Below are 15,966 nucleotides of genomic sequence, written 5' to 3'. Positions count from 1 at the left end.
TCAGCGGTTTTCGGGCGTGGGGGCGGCGTTGGCGGTCGGCTGCACTTTGTTGTTCACAGTCACCTCTGCGTCGTTGCGCAGTTTCAACAGGCCGCTGGTCGCGACCCGCTCGCCGGGCTTCAGGCCGGAGGTCACCGCGATCAGATCGCCGCGGGTGGCGCCGGTCTTGATGAAGCGCTGCTTCACGATCAGCTTGTTGCCGGTCAGGGGCTTGCCCTGCATATCCTTCTCGTCCTTGCCGCGCGGCACCTGGCTGATCACGTAGACCGCGTTGCCGTATGGATTGAAGCTGACCGCGGTTTGCGGGATGACCACCACCTCGCGCAGCCCGCCGGTGTCAAAGTTGACATGGGCGAAAGTGCCCGGGCGCAGATTGTTTTCGGGGTTGGGCAAGGTCGCTTGGACCTTGAAGTTGCGGGTGTTGGTGTCGACCAGCGGTTCGATCGCGGTGACCTTGCCTTCGAAAGCCTGGCCGGGCAGGGCGTCGACGGTGGCGCGGATGAGCGTGCCTTCCAGTACCTGGCCCATGCGCTGCTCGGGCAGAGAGAAGTCCAGGAAGATCGGATCCAAGGACTGGATGCTGACGATGGGGTCGCCCGGATTGACGTACTGCCCCAGATTCACCTTGCGCAGGCCCAGCACGCCGCTGAACGGCGCACGGATGGTCTTCTGCGCGATCAGTGCGCGTTGTGCTTCGGCTTGCGCCAGGGTGGTGGCGGCGGTGGTCGCGCGCTCTTCCACTTCGGCCTGCGAAACCAGCTTGTCCTTGCCCAGTGCACGCCAGCGATCGCGCTGGACCACGGCCAGCTTGGCCGCTGCCTCCAGCGAGCGCAGCACGGCTACTTCATTGGTGGTGTTCAACTGCACGAGTACGGTGCCGGCCTTCACCGGCTGGCCCGGCTTGATCGACAGTTCGCGTACGATGCCGCCGGCTTCGGTGGTCACGTCCGTGCCGTTGATGGCGACGAAGGTGCCTACCGATTCCTCGGCATCGGCCCATTGTTCCTTCTTGGCTGCGAAGTCGGTCACCGCCGACGCCGGCTGCGGCATGCTGTCGAAGAAGGCGTTGGTCTGCTTGGCCATCATTGCCTTGATGCCGAATACTCCGCCGAACACCACCAGCGCCAGCAGCAGCATCCAGAACAGACGTTTGGGCATGGAGGCGGGCTTCTTCTGCTTCTTTTCTTTCTGGACCATGGTGAAACCTCAGGGCAAAGGGCGGGCAGGGTGACGGCGACCGTGCGGGAATCTAGCGGGATGGAACCCGGGTGCTGGTGTCATTTCGTCGGGGCCCGGCGCTCGAAGAGCGGGAACGACGAATGAAAGCTTGGCTGGGGGAAAGCGCTGAAGGTGAAAGATACCGAACGCATGAGTACAAGAAAAGTCCCCTGACCGAACCGATGCATCGCAACCATCATGGTCGTACGCAGTCGCATGGATTGCGACAGAAGCGCACGGCGCTGACGGACCGGACTGGCGACTGCTCCGCGCTCGAAAGAGGGATGGAGGCCGCTGGCCTTCTTCAAACGACGAATCGAAGCATGCCGTTTCGACATTTCCGCACGCGCTTCCATGGCACTGGCGATCCTTTGCATCGATTGGCGGCTTGCCGGGTGATCGACCGTATTGTAACTGTCGTTACGGCTAACGGGCCGCCTCGCTGAAAATTAAGAACCCCGGCAGCATGCCGGGGTTCTCAAGGGTCCGCGTTTTTTCGGATCAGCGCGGCGGCGGCAGCTTCTGGCGTTCCAGGTATTCGCCCGAGGGCTCATCCAGCTTGTCGCCCAGCATGCGCCGCACCACCACGAAGAACACCGGGATCAGCAGCAGGCCGATGAAGGTGGCGAACATCATGCCGCCGATCACGCCGGTGCCGATGGCATGTCGCGAGTTGGCGCCGGCGCCGGTGGAGACCGCCAGCGGGATCACGCCCATGATGAAGGCGAAGGAGGTCATAAGGATGGGGCGGAAACGCAAGCGGCACGCTTCGACCACGGCTTCGCGCAGGGTCTTGCCCTCGCGCCGCTGTTCGACCGCGAATTCGATGATCAGGATGGCGTTCTTGGCCGCCAGACCGATCACCGTGGTCATGCCGATCTTGAAGTACAGATCGTTCGGCAAACCGCGCAGCATCGAGAACGACAGCGCGCCCAGGATGCCTATCGGCACCACCAGCATCACCGCCAGCGGGATAGACCAGCTCTCGTACAGAGCGGCCAGGCACAGGAACACCACCACCAGCGAAAGCACCAGCAGCAACGTCGCCGAGTTGCCCGCGATGATCTCCTGGTAGGACATGCCGGCCCAGTCGTAGCCGTAGCCTGCCGGCAGCTTGTCCCGCACGATTTCCTCCATCGCGCTCATCGCCTCGCCGGAACTGCGGCCTGGCGCCTGCGAACCCACGATGTTGACCGCCGCATAGCCGTTGTAGCGGGTCAGCGAGGGCGGATTGGTCACCCATTCGCTGCTGACCACATTGCTCAGGGGAATCATGGTGGTGGTGCCGCCGCTGCCGGTGGCCAGCGTGCTGGGGGTGTAGAAGCGCGACAGCGCTTCGGGGCCTTGCCGGTACGGCGCATCGGCCTGCAGGTTGACGCGCTTGATGCGGCCTTCGTAGAAGAAGTCGTTCACGTATACCGGCGCCAGCATCAGCTGGATCGCGCTATAGATGTCGTTGACCGACATGCCCATCGACTGCGCCTGAACGCGGTCCACGTGCAGTTGCAGTTGGGGAGCGTTCTCCAGGCCGTTCGGGCGCACGCCGGTGAGCACCGGGTTCTGACCGGCGGCACCGAGCAGGGTATTGCGGGCCTGGTTCAATGCTTCATGGCCCAGGCCGGCACGGTCCTGCAGCCACATGTCGAAACCGCCGAACTGGCCCAGGCCCTGCACGGTCGGCAGGTTGACCACGAAGATCTGCGCTTCCTTGATGCTTGAGAACGCACCGTTGGCCTGGCCGATGAAATCGGAAGCGACCACGTCGCGCTCGTCCCATGGCTTGAGCCGTATGAAGGCCATGCCGACGTTCTCGCCGGAGCCGACGAAGCTGAAGCCGGCGATCTGCAGCATGCCCTCGATCCCCTCCATGCCGTCCAACTTGCCGCGCATCTGTTCGAACACCTTGTTGGTGCGCTCCAGGGTCGCGCCCGGCGGCAGTTGCACGATGGCCAGGGCATAGCCCTGGTCCTCTTCCGGCAAAAAGCTGCCCGGAATGCGGGTGAACAGAAAGCCGGTCAGCACCGCCAGCACCGCGAACAGGATCATCCAGCGCGGCGCGTGCTTGACGGCGCTGGTGATGTGGCCGACGTAGGTGTGCTGCACCTTGTCGTAGTACTTGTTGAAGATGCGGAAGACGAAGTTGGGTTTCTTGTTCCCGTCGTGGTGCTCGGACTTCAGCATGGTCGCGCACAGCGCCGGGGTGAAACCCAGCGCCAGGAACGCCGAGAACGCCATGGCGATGGCGATGGTGAGCGCGAACTGCTTGTAGATTTCGCCCGCCGCACCGCCCTGCAGGGCGCTGGGAATGAACACCGCGGCCAGCACCACCGTGATTGCGATCACCGCGCCGGTGATCTGTCCCATGGCCTTGCGGGTGGCTTCGCGCGGCGGAAGCTTTTCTTCCGACATGATGCGCTCGACGTTTTCGATAACCACGATCGCATCGTCCACCACGATGCCGATCGCCAGCACCATGGCGAACAGGGTCAGCTGGTTGATGGTGAAGCCGATCACGCTCATGCCCAGGAACGTCCCCAGCAACGCCACCGGAATCACCAGGGTCGGAATCAGCGTGGCGCGGAAGTTCTGCAGGAAGATCAGCATCACCAGGAACACCAGCACCATCGCCTCGACCAGGCTCTTGATCACCTCTTTGATCGAGATGTTGACGAAGGTGGTGCTGTCGTAGGGCGAAAACCATTCCACGCCCTGCGGGAAGCTGGGCGCCAGTTCGTCCATCTTGCTGCGCACCGCGCCGGCCACGTTCAACGCATTGGCGCCTGGCAGCAGCTGCACGGCGAAGGCGCCGGTGGGCGCGCCGTTATAGCGGGTGTCGTTGCCGTAGCTCTGCGCCCCGAACTCGACCCGCGCCACATCCTTCAGCCGCACCGTGGTGCCGTCGCTGTTGGCGCGCAGCACCACGTTCTCGAACTGCTCGGGCGAACTGAAGCGGCCCTCGGCCGAGACCGTGGCGGTGAAGCCCTGGCCCTGCGGCTGCGGCGAAGCGCCGACCGAGCCGGCGGCGAACTGCACGTTCTGGCCGCGGATCGCCGTCAGCACCTGGCTGGCCGACATACCGTAGCCCTGCAGGCGGTCGGGGTTGAGCCAGATGTTCATGGCGTATTCGGAACCGAACTGCTGGGTGCTGCCGACGCCGGGGATGCGCGAAATCTGTTCCAGCACGCGCGAGCCGATGATGTCGTTGAGACGGTTGCGGTCGATGGCGCTGTTGGTCGAGCGCAGGCCCACCACCATCAGGAAGCCGGCGTTGGCCTTGGCCACCACCACGCCCTGCTGGGTGACTTCGCTGGGCAGGCGCGGCGTGGCCAGGGCGACCTTGTTCTGCACCTGCACCTGGGCGATGTCGGCGTCGGTGCCGGTTTCGAAGGTGAGGGTGATGCTGACCCGACCGTTGGAACTGGACGAGGAACTGAAATACAGCAGGTGATCGATGCCGGTCAGCTGCTGCTCGATCACCTGGGTGACCGATTTTTCGGCGGTGTCGGCGCTGGCGCCGGGGTAGGTCGCGTTGACGGTGACCTGCGGTGGGGCGATGGAGGGGTAGGACTCGACGCCGAGCCCCAGGATCGAGATCACGCCCGAAAGCGTGATCAGGATCGCCACCACCCAAGCGAAGACGGGATGGTCGATGAAAAACTTGGACATGGTCTGGCGCCTCGGTCAGTTCTGCTGCGCGGCGGGCTTTTCGCCCTTCGGCTGCGCATCGGGTTTGGCGGCGTTCGGAGCGCCGGCCGGGGCTGCGTTCGGATTCCACGGCGTCGTCTTGGCGGATACGCCTTCCTTGACCTTCTGCAAGCCTGCGGCGATGACCTGGTCGCCTGCGGCCAGACCGGAGGTCACCAGCCATTTGCCGTCGCGGGTACCGGAAGTCTCGACGTTCTTGCGCACTACCTTGCCGTCCTTGCCGACGACCATCACGTAGGCGCCGATGGTGTCGCGCTGCACCGCCGCTTGCGGTACCAGGAACACGTTGTTCTGCTCGCCCAGCGTCGCTTTGAGAGTGACGAAGCTGCCGGGCAGCAGTGCCTTGTCGGGATTGGGCAGCTGCGCCCGCAGCGACACCGCGCCGGTCTGCGGATCCGCCACCACGTCCGAGAAATCCAGCGTGCCGGTTTCGCCGTACACGCTGCCGTCTCCCAGCGTCACCTGCACCTGCGCCTTGCCGTTGCCCTGCAGCGCCACGCTGCCGGCGCCCTGCGCCTTGCGCAGCGCTTCGAGCTCGGAAACGCTCATCGAGAAATTGACATACAGCGGGTCGATCTGGTCGATGGTGGTCAGCAGGGTCACGTCGCCCTGTCCGACCAGCGCGCCTTCGGTGACCTGCTGTTTGCCCGCGCGTCCGGAAATGGGCGCGCGCACGCTGGCGTAGTCCAGGCTGATGCGCGAACTGGTCACCCCGGCCTTGGCCGACTGCACCGCCGCCGCGGCGCTGCGCTCGGCCGCTTCGGCGTTGTCCAGGTCGGACTTGGAAATGAACTTCTGGCCAATCAGCTGACGCGCGCGCTCGGCGGCGATATGCGCGTTGGTATAGCTGGCCTGCGCCGACGCCAGCTGCGCCTGGCTTGCGCTCAGGGAAGCCTGCAGCGGAGCGGGGTCGATCAGGAACAGCACCTGTCCTTCCTTCACATCGCTGCCTTCCTGGTACACGCGCTTGGTCAGCACGCCGGGTACGCGGGCGCGCACATCGGAGCTGCGGTACGGGGCCAGGCGGCCGACCAGATCGCGCTGCAGCGGCACCGTCTGCGGCGCTGCGGCGACCACCCCGACTTCCGGCGGCGGCGGTGCGGGCTGCTCCTGCTTCTTGCAGGCGGCCAGGGCCAGAAGCAATGCGGCGCTCAAGGCGATGGGGCGAAGAGTGGGGGTCATGGGGGAACTCCGGGTCAAGACTTGGGTACGGGAGAAAGAAAAGCGACAGGAGAAGCTGCAGACAGGGCGCGCGCATCCGGTGCGAACGCGCGCAGGAAGGCATCGACAGCGAATTCGGTCCAGTGCCCACGCGCGGCATCGGTGTCGCGATGCGGCACGGCGAAGCGTTGGCGCTCGAAATCCAGGCCGACGATCATGCCCAGCAAAAGTTCCGAGGCGCAGTGCGGATCGTCATGCCTGAGCTGTCCGCGGCGCATGGCCTGCTCCAGCCATTCGGCCAGGCGCTGCTGCAGGGTGTCGCAACTGTCGCGGTACAGGGTCCGGGCCTCTTCGGGGAACAGGGCAGCCTCCGCGCTCAAGAGTTGGCAGGTGACGATCACGTGCGGCTCCGACAGGCGCTGCAGGTGTTCCATCGCGAAAGCTAGCAGGGCCGTGCGTAGATCGCCGTGTTGGTTGTCCAGGCGGGCGGTGGCCATGTCCAGGTGTTCCTGCATGACGCTGCGCATCAGCTCCTGCTTGCTGCCGAAGTACGAATACAGGGTCTGCTTGGAGCAGCCGGCGCGGGCGGCCACCGCGTCCATGCTGATCCGGAAGCCCTGTTCGGCCATCAACTCCCGCACGGCGTCGTGCACGCGTTGGCGGCGCCGCAAGGCAGGAGAAGGCTTGGGGGAGGGGGGCATAAGAATTGGACTATACCGTCCAGTTCAGAATTTGACCAGCCCTTTGGAGCCCAAGCAGGGTTCGTTTCGATACCCGCATGGGCAATTCATCGATCCCAGGGCCGGGGCTTGTTCGAAAAGCGAAGGGGTACGCATGTTCCGAATCGACCGCCATCGGCCTACCAGCAGACCGCTGATTCCTCGATGAAGCCACCCCGATATTTGCGGCCGCGCAACAAGGCTGTCATCGCCCGCGAGGCTACAATGAACGACTGCCTACAAACACAGAGTCACGGCCTGCATGAACGCTGTTCGCAAACCGAAAAAAACCGCACCCAAAAAGAACGCGAAGTCCGCTTCCAAGCCAGAATCCGCGATCAGCGGCACCCAGGCCACCGCGGCCAAGACCACCAAAGCGACCAAGGCCACTGCAGCGAAAGCGGCGCCAGCCAAGCCCGCTCCGGGCTTCTCGCTCGAACCCATCTTCACTGCCATCCGCAAGCGTTTGCCCGCCGCGCGTCAGGCCGAAGCCAAGGCCTTCGCCGAGTCGTTCTACAAGCGGATGGAAGACGACGAATACCCGCACCACACGCCCGAAGCCTGGGCTGCGCTGGCCTGCGACATGCTGGATTTCGCGCGCGTGCGCAAGCCGGGCGCCGCCAACGTGCGCGTGTTCAACGCCACTGTGAAAGCCAACGGTTGGGAGTCGCCGCACACGGTGCTGCAGATCGTCAACGACGATATGCCGTTCCTGGTCGATTCGGTAAGCATGGCCATGGCCGAGGCCGGTATCGGCGTGCACGTGCTTGGGCATCCGTTGCTGCGCTTCACCCGCGACAAGGCCGGCAAGCTGACCGCGGTGGGCGAGGGTAATTCCGAATCGCTGATGCTGCTGGAGATCGACCGTCAGCCCGCCGAACAGATGCCGGTGATCGAAGCCCGCGTGCGCAAGGTGCTGGGCGAAGTGCGCTCCATCGTGCAGGACTGGAGCGCGATGCGCGACAAAATGCTGGCGCTGGCCGAAGAACTGGCCACGCGCCGCATGCCGGTCAACGACGCCGGCCGTCGCGAGGCGCAGGAATTCCTGCGCTGGGCCGCCGACGACCACTTCACCTTCTTCGGCTATCGCGAATACCGCATCGAACGCAAGGACGGCGAACGGATTCTGGAGGCGACCGGGGGCGGCCTGGGCCTGCTGCGCGGCAAGGGCCAATCGACCGCGCGCAACGTGAAGTCGCTGGCCGCCCATTACATGCCGCAATCGGGTTCGGTGGATACGCTGATCCTGACCAAGACCAACGCCCGCTCCAGCGTGCACCGCCCCGGCAACATGGACTATATCGGCGTGCTGGAATTCGACGCCAAGGGCAATCCGGTGGCCGAGCAGCGCTTCATCGGCCTGTACACCTCCAGCGCCTACAACCGCCGCCCTTGGGAAATCCCGCTGGTGCGCGAGCGCCACGAACACGTCATGCGCCAATCCGGCCTGTCGCCCAGCAGCCACAGCGGTAAAGCCTTGCGCCATATCCTGGAAACGCTGCCGCGCGAGGAACTGTTCCAGTCCAACGAAGACGAACTCAGCCGCACCAGCCTGGGCATCCTGGGCTTGCAGGAACGCGTGCGCAGCAAGCTGTTCCTGCGCCGCGACCGTTACGGCCGGTTCTTCTCGGCGCTGGTCTACATTCCGCGCGAACGTTTCAATACCGACGTGCGCTTGCGCATCGAGGCTTTGTTGAAGGAAGCGCTGCACGGCGAATACGTGGACACCAACGTGCAGCTGGGCGAATCGCCGCTGGCGCAGCTGCATCTGGTGGTGCGCCCGCGCGCGGGCGAGCAGGTCGATGTCGACACCGCCGAACTCGAAGCGCGTCTGGCGCACCTGCTGCGCAACTGGCAGGACGATCTGCGCGAAATCCTGATCGCGCGCCATGGCGAATCCGATGGCCTGAAACTCTCGGGCAGCTATGCACGCGCCTTGCCCGCTGGCTATATCGAAACCGTATCTCCCGATATCGCCGCCAACGATGTGGAGCAACTCGCTGCGCTCAACGGCCCTGACGACCTGCGCCTGAGCCTGCATCTATCGCGCCGCCAGCGTGAGGGCGAGGGCAGGCTGCGGCTCAACCTTTATCGCCGCAACAGCGACCTGCCGCTCTCCGACGCCCTGCCGTTGATGGAGAACATGGGCCTGCGCGTGATCTCCGAACATCCGTACCGGCTGGAAGTGGACAACAGTCCGGTCTACATCCAGGAATTCGAAGTCGAGTCCACCTTCGGCGAGATCGATGTGGAAGCCCGCAACGCGGCTTTCGAGGAAGCGTTCGCGCGCATCTGGCGCGGCGACGCCGAGAACGACGGGTTCAATCGCCTGGTGCTGGGCGCCAGCATGGAATGGCGCCAGGTCGCGCTGTTGCGCGGTTATTGCAAATACCTGATGCAGACCGGCGTGCCGTTCTCGCAGAGTTACGTAGAGGAGACGCTGAACCGCTATCCGCTGTTGGCCAGGCTGCTGGTGGAGCTTTTCGAGGCGCGCTTCGATCCCTGCACGGGCAAGGAAAGCAAGGCCGAGATCAAGCAGGGCCAGGAACGTTTCGCGCAGCAGTTGCGCGCCCTGGCGGCCGGCGACGAAGCCACGCTCAAGTCGCTGCAGTACGTGATCGAAATGCGCGGCGGAGGCCGCGAGCACCAGGTCGAAGCCACCCACAAGACCCTGCTCAAGCTGATGGACCGCGTCTCCAGCCTGGACGAAGACCGCATCCTGCGCAGCTTCATGGGCGTGATCGAGGCCACTCTGCGCACCAACTATTACCAGAAGAGCGCCGACGGCCTGCCCGCGCATACGATCAGCTTCAAGCTGGATTCGGCGAAGGTGCCGGACCTGCCCAAGCCGCGCCCGTACCGCGAAATCTTCGTGTACGGCCCGCGCGTGGAAGGTGTGCACCTGCGTTTCGGTCCGGTGGCGCGCGGCGGTCTGCGCTGGTCCGACCGGCGCGAGGATTTCCGTACCGAGGTGCTGGGCCTGGTCAAGGCGCAGATGGTGAAGAACACGGTGATCGTGCCGGTCGGCGCCAAGGGCGGCTTCTTCGTCAAGCAGTCGCCGGTCGGCGGCGATCGTGACGCGGTGCTGGCCGAGGGTATCGCCTGCTACAAGATGTTCATCCAGAGCTTGCTGGACATCACCGACAACATAGTCGGCAACAAGATCGTGCCGCCGCCGGACGTGGTCCGCCACGACAACGACGATCCGTACCTGGTCGTCGCCGCGGACAAGGGCACGGCGACCTTCTCCGACATCGCCAACGGCCTGGCCATCGCGCATGGTTTCTGGATGGGCGACGCGTTCGCGTCCGGCGGCTCGGTCGGCTACGACCACAAGGGCATGGGCATCACCGCCAAGGGCGCCTGGGAATCGGTCATGCGCCACTTCCGCGCCATGGGCCGCAATTCGCAGACCGAGGATTTCACCTGCGCCGGCATCGGCGACATGTCGGGCGATGTGTTCGGCAACGGCATGCTGCTGTCCGAACATATCCGCCTGGTCGCGGCGTTCGACCATCGCCATATTTTCCTGGATCCGAATCCCAATGCGGCGCGTTCGTTCAAGGAGCGCCAGCGCATGTTCCAGATGCCGCGTTCAAGCTGGGCCGATTACGACGTCAACCTGATCTCCAAGGGCGGCGGCGTCTATCCGCGCACGCTGAAGGCTATCGCCATCAGCCCCGAAGTCCGCGCTTCGCTGGACCTGGCCGAAGACGTGAAGTCGCTGTCGCCGAACGAACTGATGAGCGCGATCCTGAAGTCGCCGGTGGACCTGCTGTGGAACGGCGGCATCGGCGTCTACGTCAAGGCCAGCAGCGAACAGCACACCGACGTCGGCGACCGCGCCAACAATGCATTGCGCGTCAACGGCAGCGACCTGCGCTGCAAGGTGGTTGGCGAGGGCGGCAACCTGGGCCTGACCCAGCTCGGCCGCATCGAGGCCGCACAGCACGGCGTGCTGCTCAATACCGACTTCATCGACAACTCCGCCGGCGTGGATACCTCCGACCACGAGGTCAACATCAAGATCCTGCTCAACGGCGTGGTGCAGTCCAAGAAGCTGACCTTCGAGGCGCGCAACAAACTGCTTGCGTCGATGACGGACGAGGTGGCCGATCTGGTGCTGTTCGACAACTACCGCCAGAACCAGGCCATCAGCCTGATGGAGCGGATGAGCGTCTCGCGCCTGGGCTCCAAGCAGCACTTCATCCAGACCCTGGAATCGCAGGGCCTGCTGGACCGGCAGATCGAGTTCCTGCCCTCCGATGCGGAGCTGGCGGAGCGCAAGGTGCGTGGACAGGGGCTGACCCGTCCGGAACTGGCGGTGCTGCTGTCCTATTCCAAGCTGGTGGTTTACCAACAGTTGCTGGATTCTGACATTCCCGAGGACGCTTACCTGTCCAAGGAACTGCAGCGCTACTTCCCCGAGCCGTTGCAGAGGAAATACGCCAACGAAATGGAGAAGCACCGCCTCAAGCGCGAAATCATCGCCACCGCAGTGACCAATTCCACCATCAACCGCATGGGCGCGACCTTCCTGCTGCGCATGCAGGAAGACACCGGGCGTAGTCCGGCCGAAGTGGCCAAGGCGTTCACCATCACCCGCGAAACCCTGGACGCCCGCGCCCTGTGGACCCAGATCGATGCGTTGGACGGCAAGGTGCCCGAACCCGTGCAGATCGACGCCCTGCAGGTGATCTGGTCGCTGCAGCGTTCGTTCACGCGCTGGTTGCTGAGCCGCCCGGGCGCCATTCCCGATATCGCCACGGCGGTGGCGCGCTACCACGACGGTTACAACGAGATCCGTGCGGCCGACGGCGTGTTGCCCGCTTCCCTGCGTCCTGCCTACGAGGCCAGCCTGCAGGACTGGAAGGAGAAGGGCTTGCCGCCCGCGCTCGCCGGCCAGCTGGCGGCGTTGCCGTACCTTGAGCCGTCCAGCGACATCATCGAACTGGCGCGTGCGCGCAAGCTCAAGCCCGCGGAAGTGTCCAAGGTCCACTACCGCCTGGGCGAAGCGCTGCACCTGCCCTGGCTGTTCGACCAGATAGACGCATTGCAGGTCGACGGCCGCTGGCACGCGGTGGCGCGCGGCGTATTGCGCGACGAACTCGCCCTGCAGCAGCGCCTGCTTACCGACCAGGTGCTGTCGATGCCGGGCGCCAATGCCGATGCCAAGGTCCAGAACTGGATCGGACGCGACGACGCTCTCTTGCGCTTCACCCTGGCGATGCTCAACGAACTGGCGGCGCAGAAGACGCTCGACTATCCGACGGCCTCCGTCGCGGTCCAGCGTCTATCGCAACTGTCCACCAAGCACTGAGCCCCTTGTAGGAGCGGGCCCTGCCCGCGACGCTTTTCGTTTCGCACGACAAAAGCGTCGCGGGCAGGGCCCGCTCCTACATTGATGGGGAGACCGGTTATGCTGCCGCCATGACTACGCCCCGCATCGCCTTTCTCGCCAGTCCCGCCGAAGAAGCACAACAGGCGCTGGTGCAAATGACCGCGCTTCATGGCGCCTGCGAACCGGAAGAGGCCGACGTGCTCTGCGCGCTGGGCGGGGACGGGTTCATGCTGCAGACCCTGCATCGCCATGGTGGCCTGGGCAAACCGGTGTTCGGCATGAAGCTGGGTACGGTCGGCTTCCTCATGAATCACTACCGCGACGAAGGCCTTCTCGATCGCATCGCCGCGGCCGAGCCCGCCAAACTGCGCCCGCTGGAAATGCTGGCGCTCACCGAGTCGGGCGCCAGCATCGGCTCGCTGGCCTACAACGAGGTTTCGTTGTTGCGCCAGACCCGGCAGGCGGCGCATCTGAGCATCGACCTCAACGGCCAGACGCGAGTCGATGAACTGGTCTGCGACGGGGTGCTGGTGGCTTCTCCGGCCGGAAGCACGGCTTACAATTTTTCAGCGCACGGCCCGATCCTGCCGTTGGGCTCGCACACCATCGCCCTGACTCCTATCGCGCCGTATCGCCCGCGCCGCTGGCGTGGCGCCATCCTCAAGGCCGACACCGAAGTGCGCTTCCGCGTGCTGGATCCCTACAAACGTCCGGTCAGCGTCACCGCCGATTCGCACGAAGTGCGCGACGTGGTGGAAGTCACCATCCGCGAATCCCGCGAGCGCACGGTGACGCTGCTGTTCGATCCGGAACACAACCTGGAAGAGCGCATCCTGAGCGAGCAGTTCGTGGTCTGAGCCTGCTTGACTCGGCTCGACCGGAAAGGGGTATGCTTCCGGTGGCCGCGAAGTGGGGCGGCCGAAGTACAGACACATCCGATTGGGGGAGGGGTCTCCTATGAAGGGCAAGTGGACGGTCATGCTGTGCGCGCTATTGGCCGCACCGCATGTATATGCGTGCGGGATGACCAACAGGCTGACGCCGTTCGCGTTGGACGCGGGCAATGGGTCTGCCGAAACGACCGACGGCGAGATTCCCGCGCCCGTGGTGGCGGTAAAGGAAATAGTTCGCGGCATCGGGCCCAAGCATGCGTCCTGCGACGACACAGGCTTGCTTTCGGTGGCGCTGGAATGGCCTCGCGGGAAGCACAAGCTGCGCGACCTGGGGTTCGAGTTCGAAGTGGTTTCAGGCAGCCAGCCTTATGCGATCTTCCCCGAGGGGCCGATACAGGCTCCCGTCGATGGACGCAGCAGCGATTTCCTGTTCATGTGGCAGGAAGGCGCGCCGGCCCAGCAGAAGACCATCGACCTGCAGGTCGACGTGCGGGCGGTCACCCGCGACAACCGCCGCGGTCCGGCGACCCGGATCGTGGTGCGGGCGGCTCCAGGAGCAATGTAGGTCGGGGCTACGCCCCCGACGTGCGTATACCGAAATCGTCCGTGCGTCGGGGGCGTAGCCCCGACCTACGGGATCTCGTTGCATGCGACCAGGGTGCGGGATAATGGCGCATGTCTTCCGATAACGCCCCCCGCCTGCTGACGGTCGCGGTCACTTCCCGCGCGCTCTTCGACCTGGAAGAAAGTCACGCCCTGTTCGAGAGCCAAGGAGTCGAGGCCTATAGCGATTTCCAACGCACGCACGAGGACGACGTGCTGGCGCCCGGCATGGCTTACTCGGTCGTGCGGAAGTTGCTGGCGCTCAACGAAGGCGCGCCTGCCGACACGCCCAGGGTCGAGGTGATTCTGCTGTCGCGTAATTCGGCCGATACCGGGCTGCGCATCTTCAATTCCATCCAGCACCATAAACTGGGCATCGTCCGCGCCACGTTCACCTCGGGCGAGCCGACCTGGCCGTACGCCAAGCCGTTCGGCGCCGACCTGTTCCTCTCCGCCAATCCGGAGTCCGTGCGGCGTTCGCTGGAGCACGGTATCGCCGCGGCGACCATCCTGCCGGCCAAGGCCCTGCAGCAGCGTTCCGATCAGCTGCGCATCGCCTTCGACGGCGACGCGGTGATCTTCGGCGACGAAAGCGAACGCGTGTCGCGGGAGCAGGGGGTGGAAGCTTTCGGCCGGCATGAGCGCGACCGCGCCAAGGAGCCTTTGTCGGGCGGTCCGTTCAAGGGCTTTCTTTCCGCGTTGCACGACCTGCAGGCCGCTTTCCCGCCCGGCAAGGACGCGCCAATCCGCACCGCGCTGGTCACGGCGCGCTCGGCCCCGGCGCACGAGCGCGTGATCCGTACGCTGCGAGAGTGGGGCGTGCGTCTGGACGAAGCGCTCTTCCTCGGCGGCAGGCACAAAGGCCCGTTCCTGGAAGCCTTCGGCGCCGACATCTTCTTCGACGATTCGCAGCACAACATCGACAGCGCACGTCTGCATGTGGCCACCGGCCATGTGCCGCACGGCGTAGCCAATTCCTGATCGGTCTGTTGTAGGAGCGGGCCCTGCCCGCGACCGCTTTTTTGCGTGAGAAGCGGTCGCGGGCAGGGCCCGCTCCTACAAGGGCAGGCGGATGTCGGCCAGCTTCCAGGTCAGCCCTTTGCGCTCGAACACGAAGATCACCGGGTCGCCGTCCTCGTCGTGCACCGTGGCGGTGAAGCGCGACAGCGACTCGTACTTATGTGTCGCTGTTTTCAAAGGGTCAGCAGGCACGGGTTTGCCGTAGGTGTCGCCATCAACGGTTTCACCGATGGACTTTTTCCACATGCTGCGGCCCTGCAGCAAGGCGCCGATGCCCAGCGGTGTCACCATGGTGTCCACGCCGGTGCCCATTACATTGCTGGCGATCGACAACGCAACGGCGCCAAAGATATTGGAGCCCAGATCGCTGCCCGCACGCCGCGCCAGGGCGTCTTCCATCTGCGCCTTGATGCTGACGCGCAGCGCGGGGAAATCGACGTGCCGCTCCAGCTTCCCGGTGTCCTGCTCGGCCAATGCCGTGCGGATGCCGTTGATGGCCAGGTAAGGCCCGGCAGCCACATAGCCGCCAAGAGCGATCAGTACCGCTGCTACCAAGGCGATCCACTTCTTCATGCTCAGAACTCCAGATCCAGGGCCGCGCACAGATAGTCCACGAACGGCGCAAGGGCGGCAAGGTCCGCCGCCAGCGTCTGCCGCAGTCTGGGTCCGGTCATGGTTTCGTTGTCCAGCGAGCGCCAGAACACGAAATTCTTGTGCTTCAGGTCGTCGATGAATTCGAAATCGGCCGGGAACCCGCGCGGCGGTCGGGTCAGCATCTCGCTTTCTTCGAATTCGAAGCGCTTGCGGAATTTGGGCGCATGCGCGGCCGCCTTCCAGCTTCCCGGATTGTCGTGGATGAACTGGCGGACGCGGCGCTGGGTATCGGGTTCCGGATGCCACAAGCCCGCTCCGACGAAGCATTCGCCGGGCTGCAGATGCACATAGAAGGAAGGCGCGGGCACCTGCTTGCGCCGTTCGTGGTACAGGCGCGCGCCTTGCCAGGATTTGTAGGGGGATTTGTCGTTGGAGAAGCGCGCGTCGCGATAGATGCGGAACAGCGAACCGCCCACGGTCTTGGGGTCGGAGCGGAAATGGGGACTGACCCGGGCCAGGTCCGGCTGCAGGTCGACCAGCAGGCGCAGGAACGGCTGGCGCACGTGGTCTTCGTACTTCTGCTTGTTGGCGGCGAACCAGGCCTTGTCGTTGTGCTTGGCCAGGGCGCGCAGGAACTTGAAGCTGGCATCGGAGAAATAGGCGGTCATAGAAAGGCCATAACGGGTTGCATGTAATCGCGTAGGAGCGACGT

At 64.6% G+C, this 15,966-nt stretch carries 10 protein-coding genes; 4 read left to right on the top strand and 6 right to left on the bottom strand.

All coding sequences use genetic code 11. From position 1 onward, the window contains the following. The 4 genes from CSC73_RS02980 to CSC73_RS02965 all read right to left on the bottom strand — a co-directional run bounded on the left by CSC73_RS02980 (position 1) and on the right by CSC73_RS02965 (position 6,785). Positions 1-1,197: an efflux RND transporter periplasmic adaptor subunit gene (locus CSC73_RS02980; protein ID WP_163838930.1), complete on the bottom strand. Its 1,197-nt coding sequence runs from the start codon at positions 1,195-1,197 to the stop codon at positions 1-3. 522 nt (positions 1,198-1,719) lie between these two features. Beyond that, a complete protein-coding gene (locus CSC73_RS02975) occupies positions 1,720-4,884 on the bottom strand; it encodes a multidrug efflux RND transporter permease subunit (protein WP_163838929.1) in 3,165 nt (1,054 codons plus the stop codon). A gap of 15 nt (positions 4,885-4,899) precedes the next feature. Further along, entirely contained in the window at positions 4,900-6,105 is a 1,206-nt protein-coding gene (locus CSC73_RS02970; RefSeq protein WP_163838928.1) for an efflux RND transporter periplasmic adaptor subunit, read from the bottom strand. A 14-nt stretch (positions 6,106-6,119) separates the two neighbouring features. Further along, positions 6,120-6,785 (bottom strand): TetR/AcrR family transcriptional regulator, encoded by a 666-nt coding sequence (locus CSC73_RS02965; RefSeq protein WP_163838927.1) that lies wholly within the window; start codon positions 6,783-6,785, stop codon positions 6,120-6,122. Positions 6,786-7,140: 355 nt separating this feature from the next. Between CSC73_RS02965 and CSC73_RS02960 the strand changes: the two genes are divergently transcribed. From CSC73_RS02960 to CSC73_RS02945, 4 genes are all read left to right on the top strand, one after another. Continuing rightward, positions 7,141-12,123: an NAD-glutamate dehydrogenase gene (locus tag CSC73_RS02960; RefSeq protein ID WP_425502265.1), complete on the top strand. Its 4,983-nt coding sequence runs from the start codon at positions 7,141-7,143 to the stop codon at positions 12,121-12,123. Between the two features lie 110 nt (positions 12,124-12,233). Beyond that, complete coding sequence (locus CSC73_RS02955) at positions 12,234-13,001, top strand: NAD kinase (protein ID WP_163838925.1); 768 nt, start codon at positions 12,234-12,236, stop codon at positions 12,999-13,001. 100 nt (positions 13,002-13,101) lie between these two features. Beyond that, positions 13,102-13,602 (top strand): hypothetical protein, encoded by a 501-nt coding sequence (locus tag CSC73_RS02950; protein WP_163838924.1) that lies wholly within the window; start codon positions 13,102-13,104, stop codon positions 13,600-13,602. Positions 13,603-13,712: 110 nt separating this feature from the next. After that, entirely contained in the window at positions 13,713-14,621 is a 909-nt protein-coding gene (locus CSC73_RS02945; protein ID WP_163838923.1) for a 5'-nucleotidase, read from the top strand. Between the two features lie 75 nt (positions 14,622-14,696). Here the strand turns inward: CSC73_RS02945 and CSC73_RS02940 are convergent, their stop codons facing one another. Next, on the bottom strand, positions 14,697-15,233 hold the full coding sequence (locus CSC73_RS02940) for a DUF2939 domain-containing protein (RefSeq protein ID WP_163838922.1): 537 nt from the start codon (positions 15,231-15,233) through the stop codon (positions 14,697-14,699). A 2-nt stretch (positions 15,234-15,235) separates the two neighbouring features. Next, positions 15,236-15,922, bottom strand: a complete 687-nt coding sequence (locus tag CSC73_RS02935) for a DUF2461 domain-containing protein (RefSeq protein WP_163838921.1) — start codon at positions 15,920-15,922, stop codon at positions 15,236-15,238. Positions 15,923-15,966 lie beyond the last annotated feature (44 nt).

Origin of the sequence: Pseudoxanthomonas sacheonensis (genome assembly GCF_010093305.1) — a bacterium.
GTDB classification, from domain to species: domain Bacteria; phylum Pseudomonadota; class Gammaproteobacteria; order Xanthomonadales; family Xanthomonadaceae; genus Pseudoxanthomonas_A; species Pseudoxanthomonas_A sacheonensis.
This window is presented reverse-complemented; position numbering and strand designations above follow the sequence as displayed.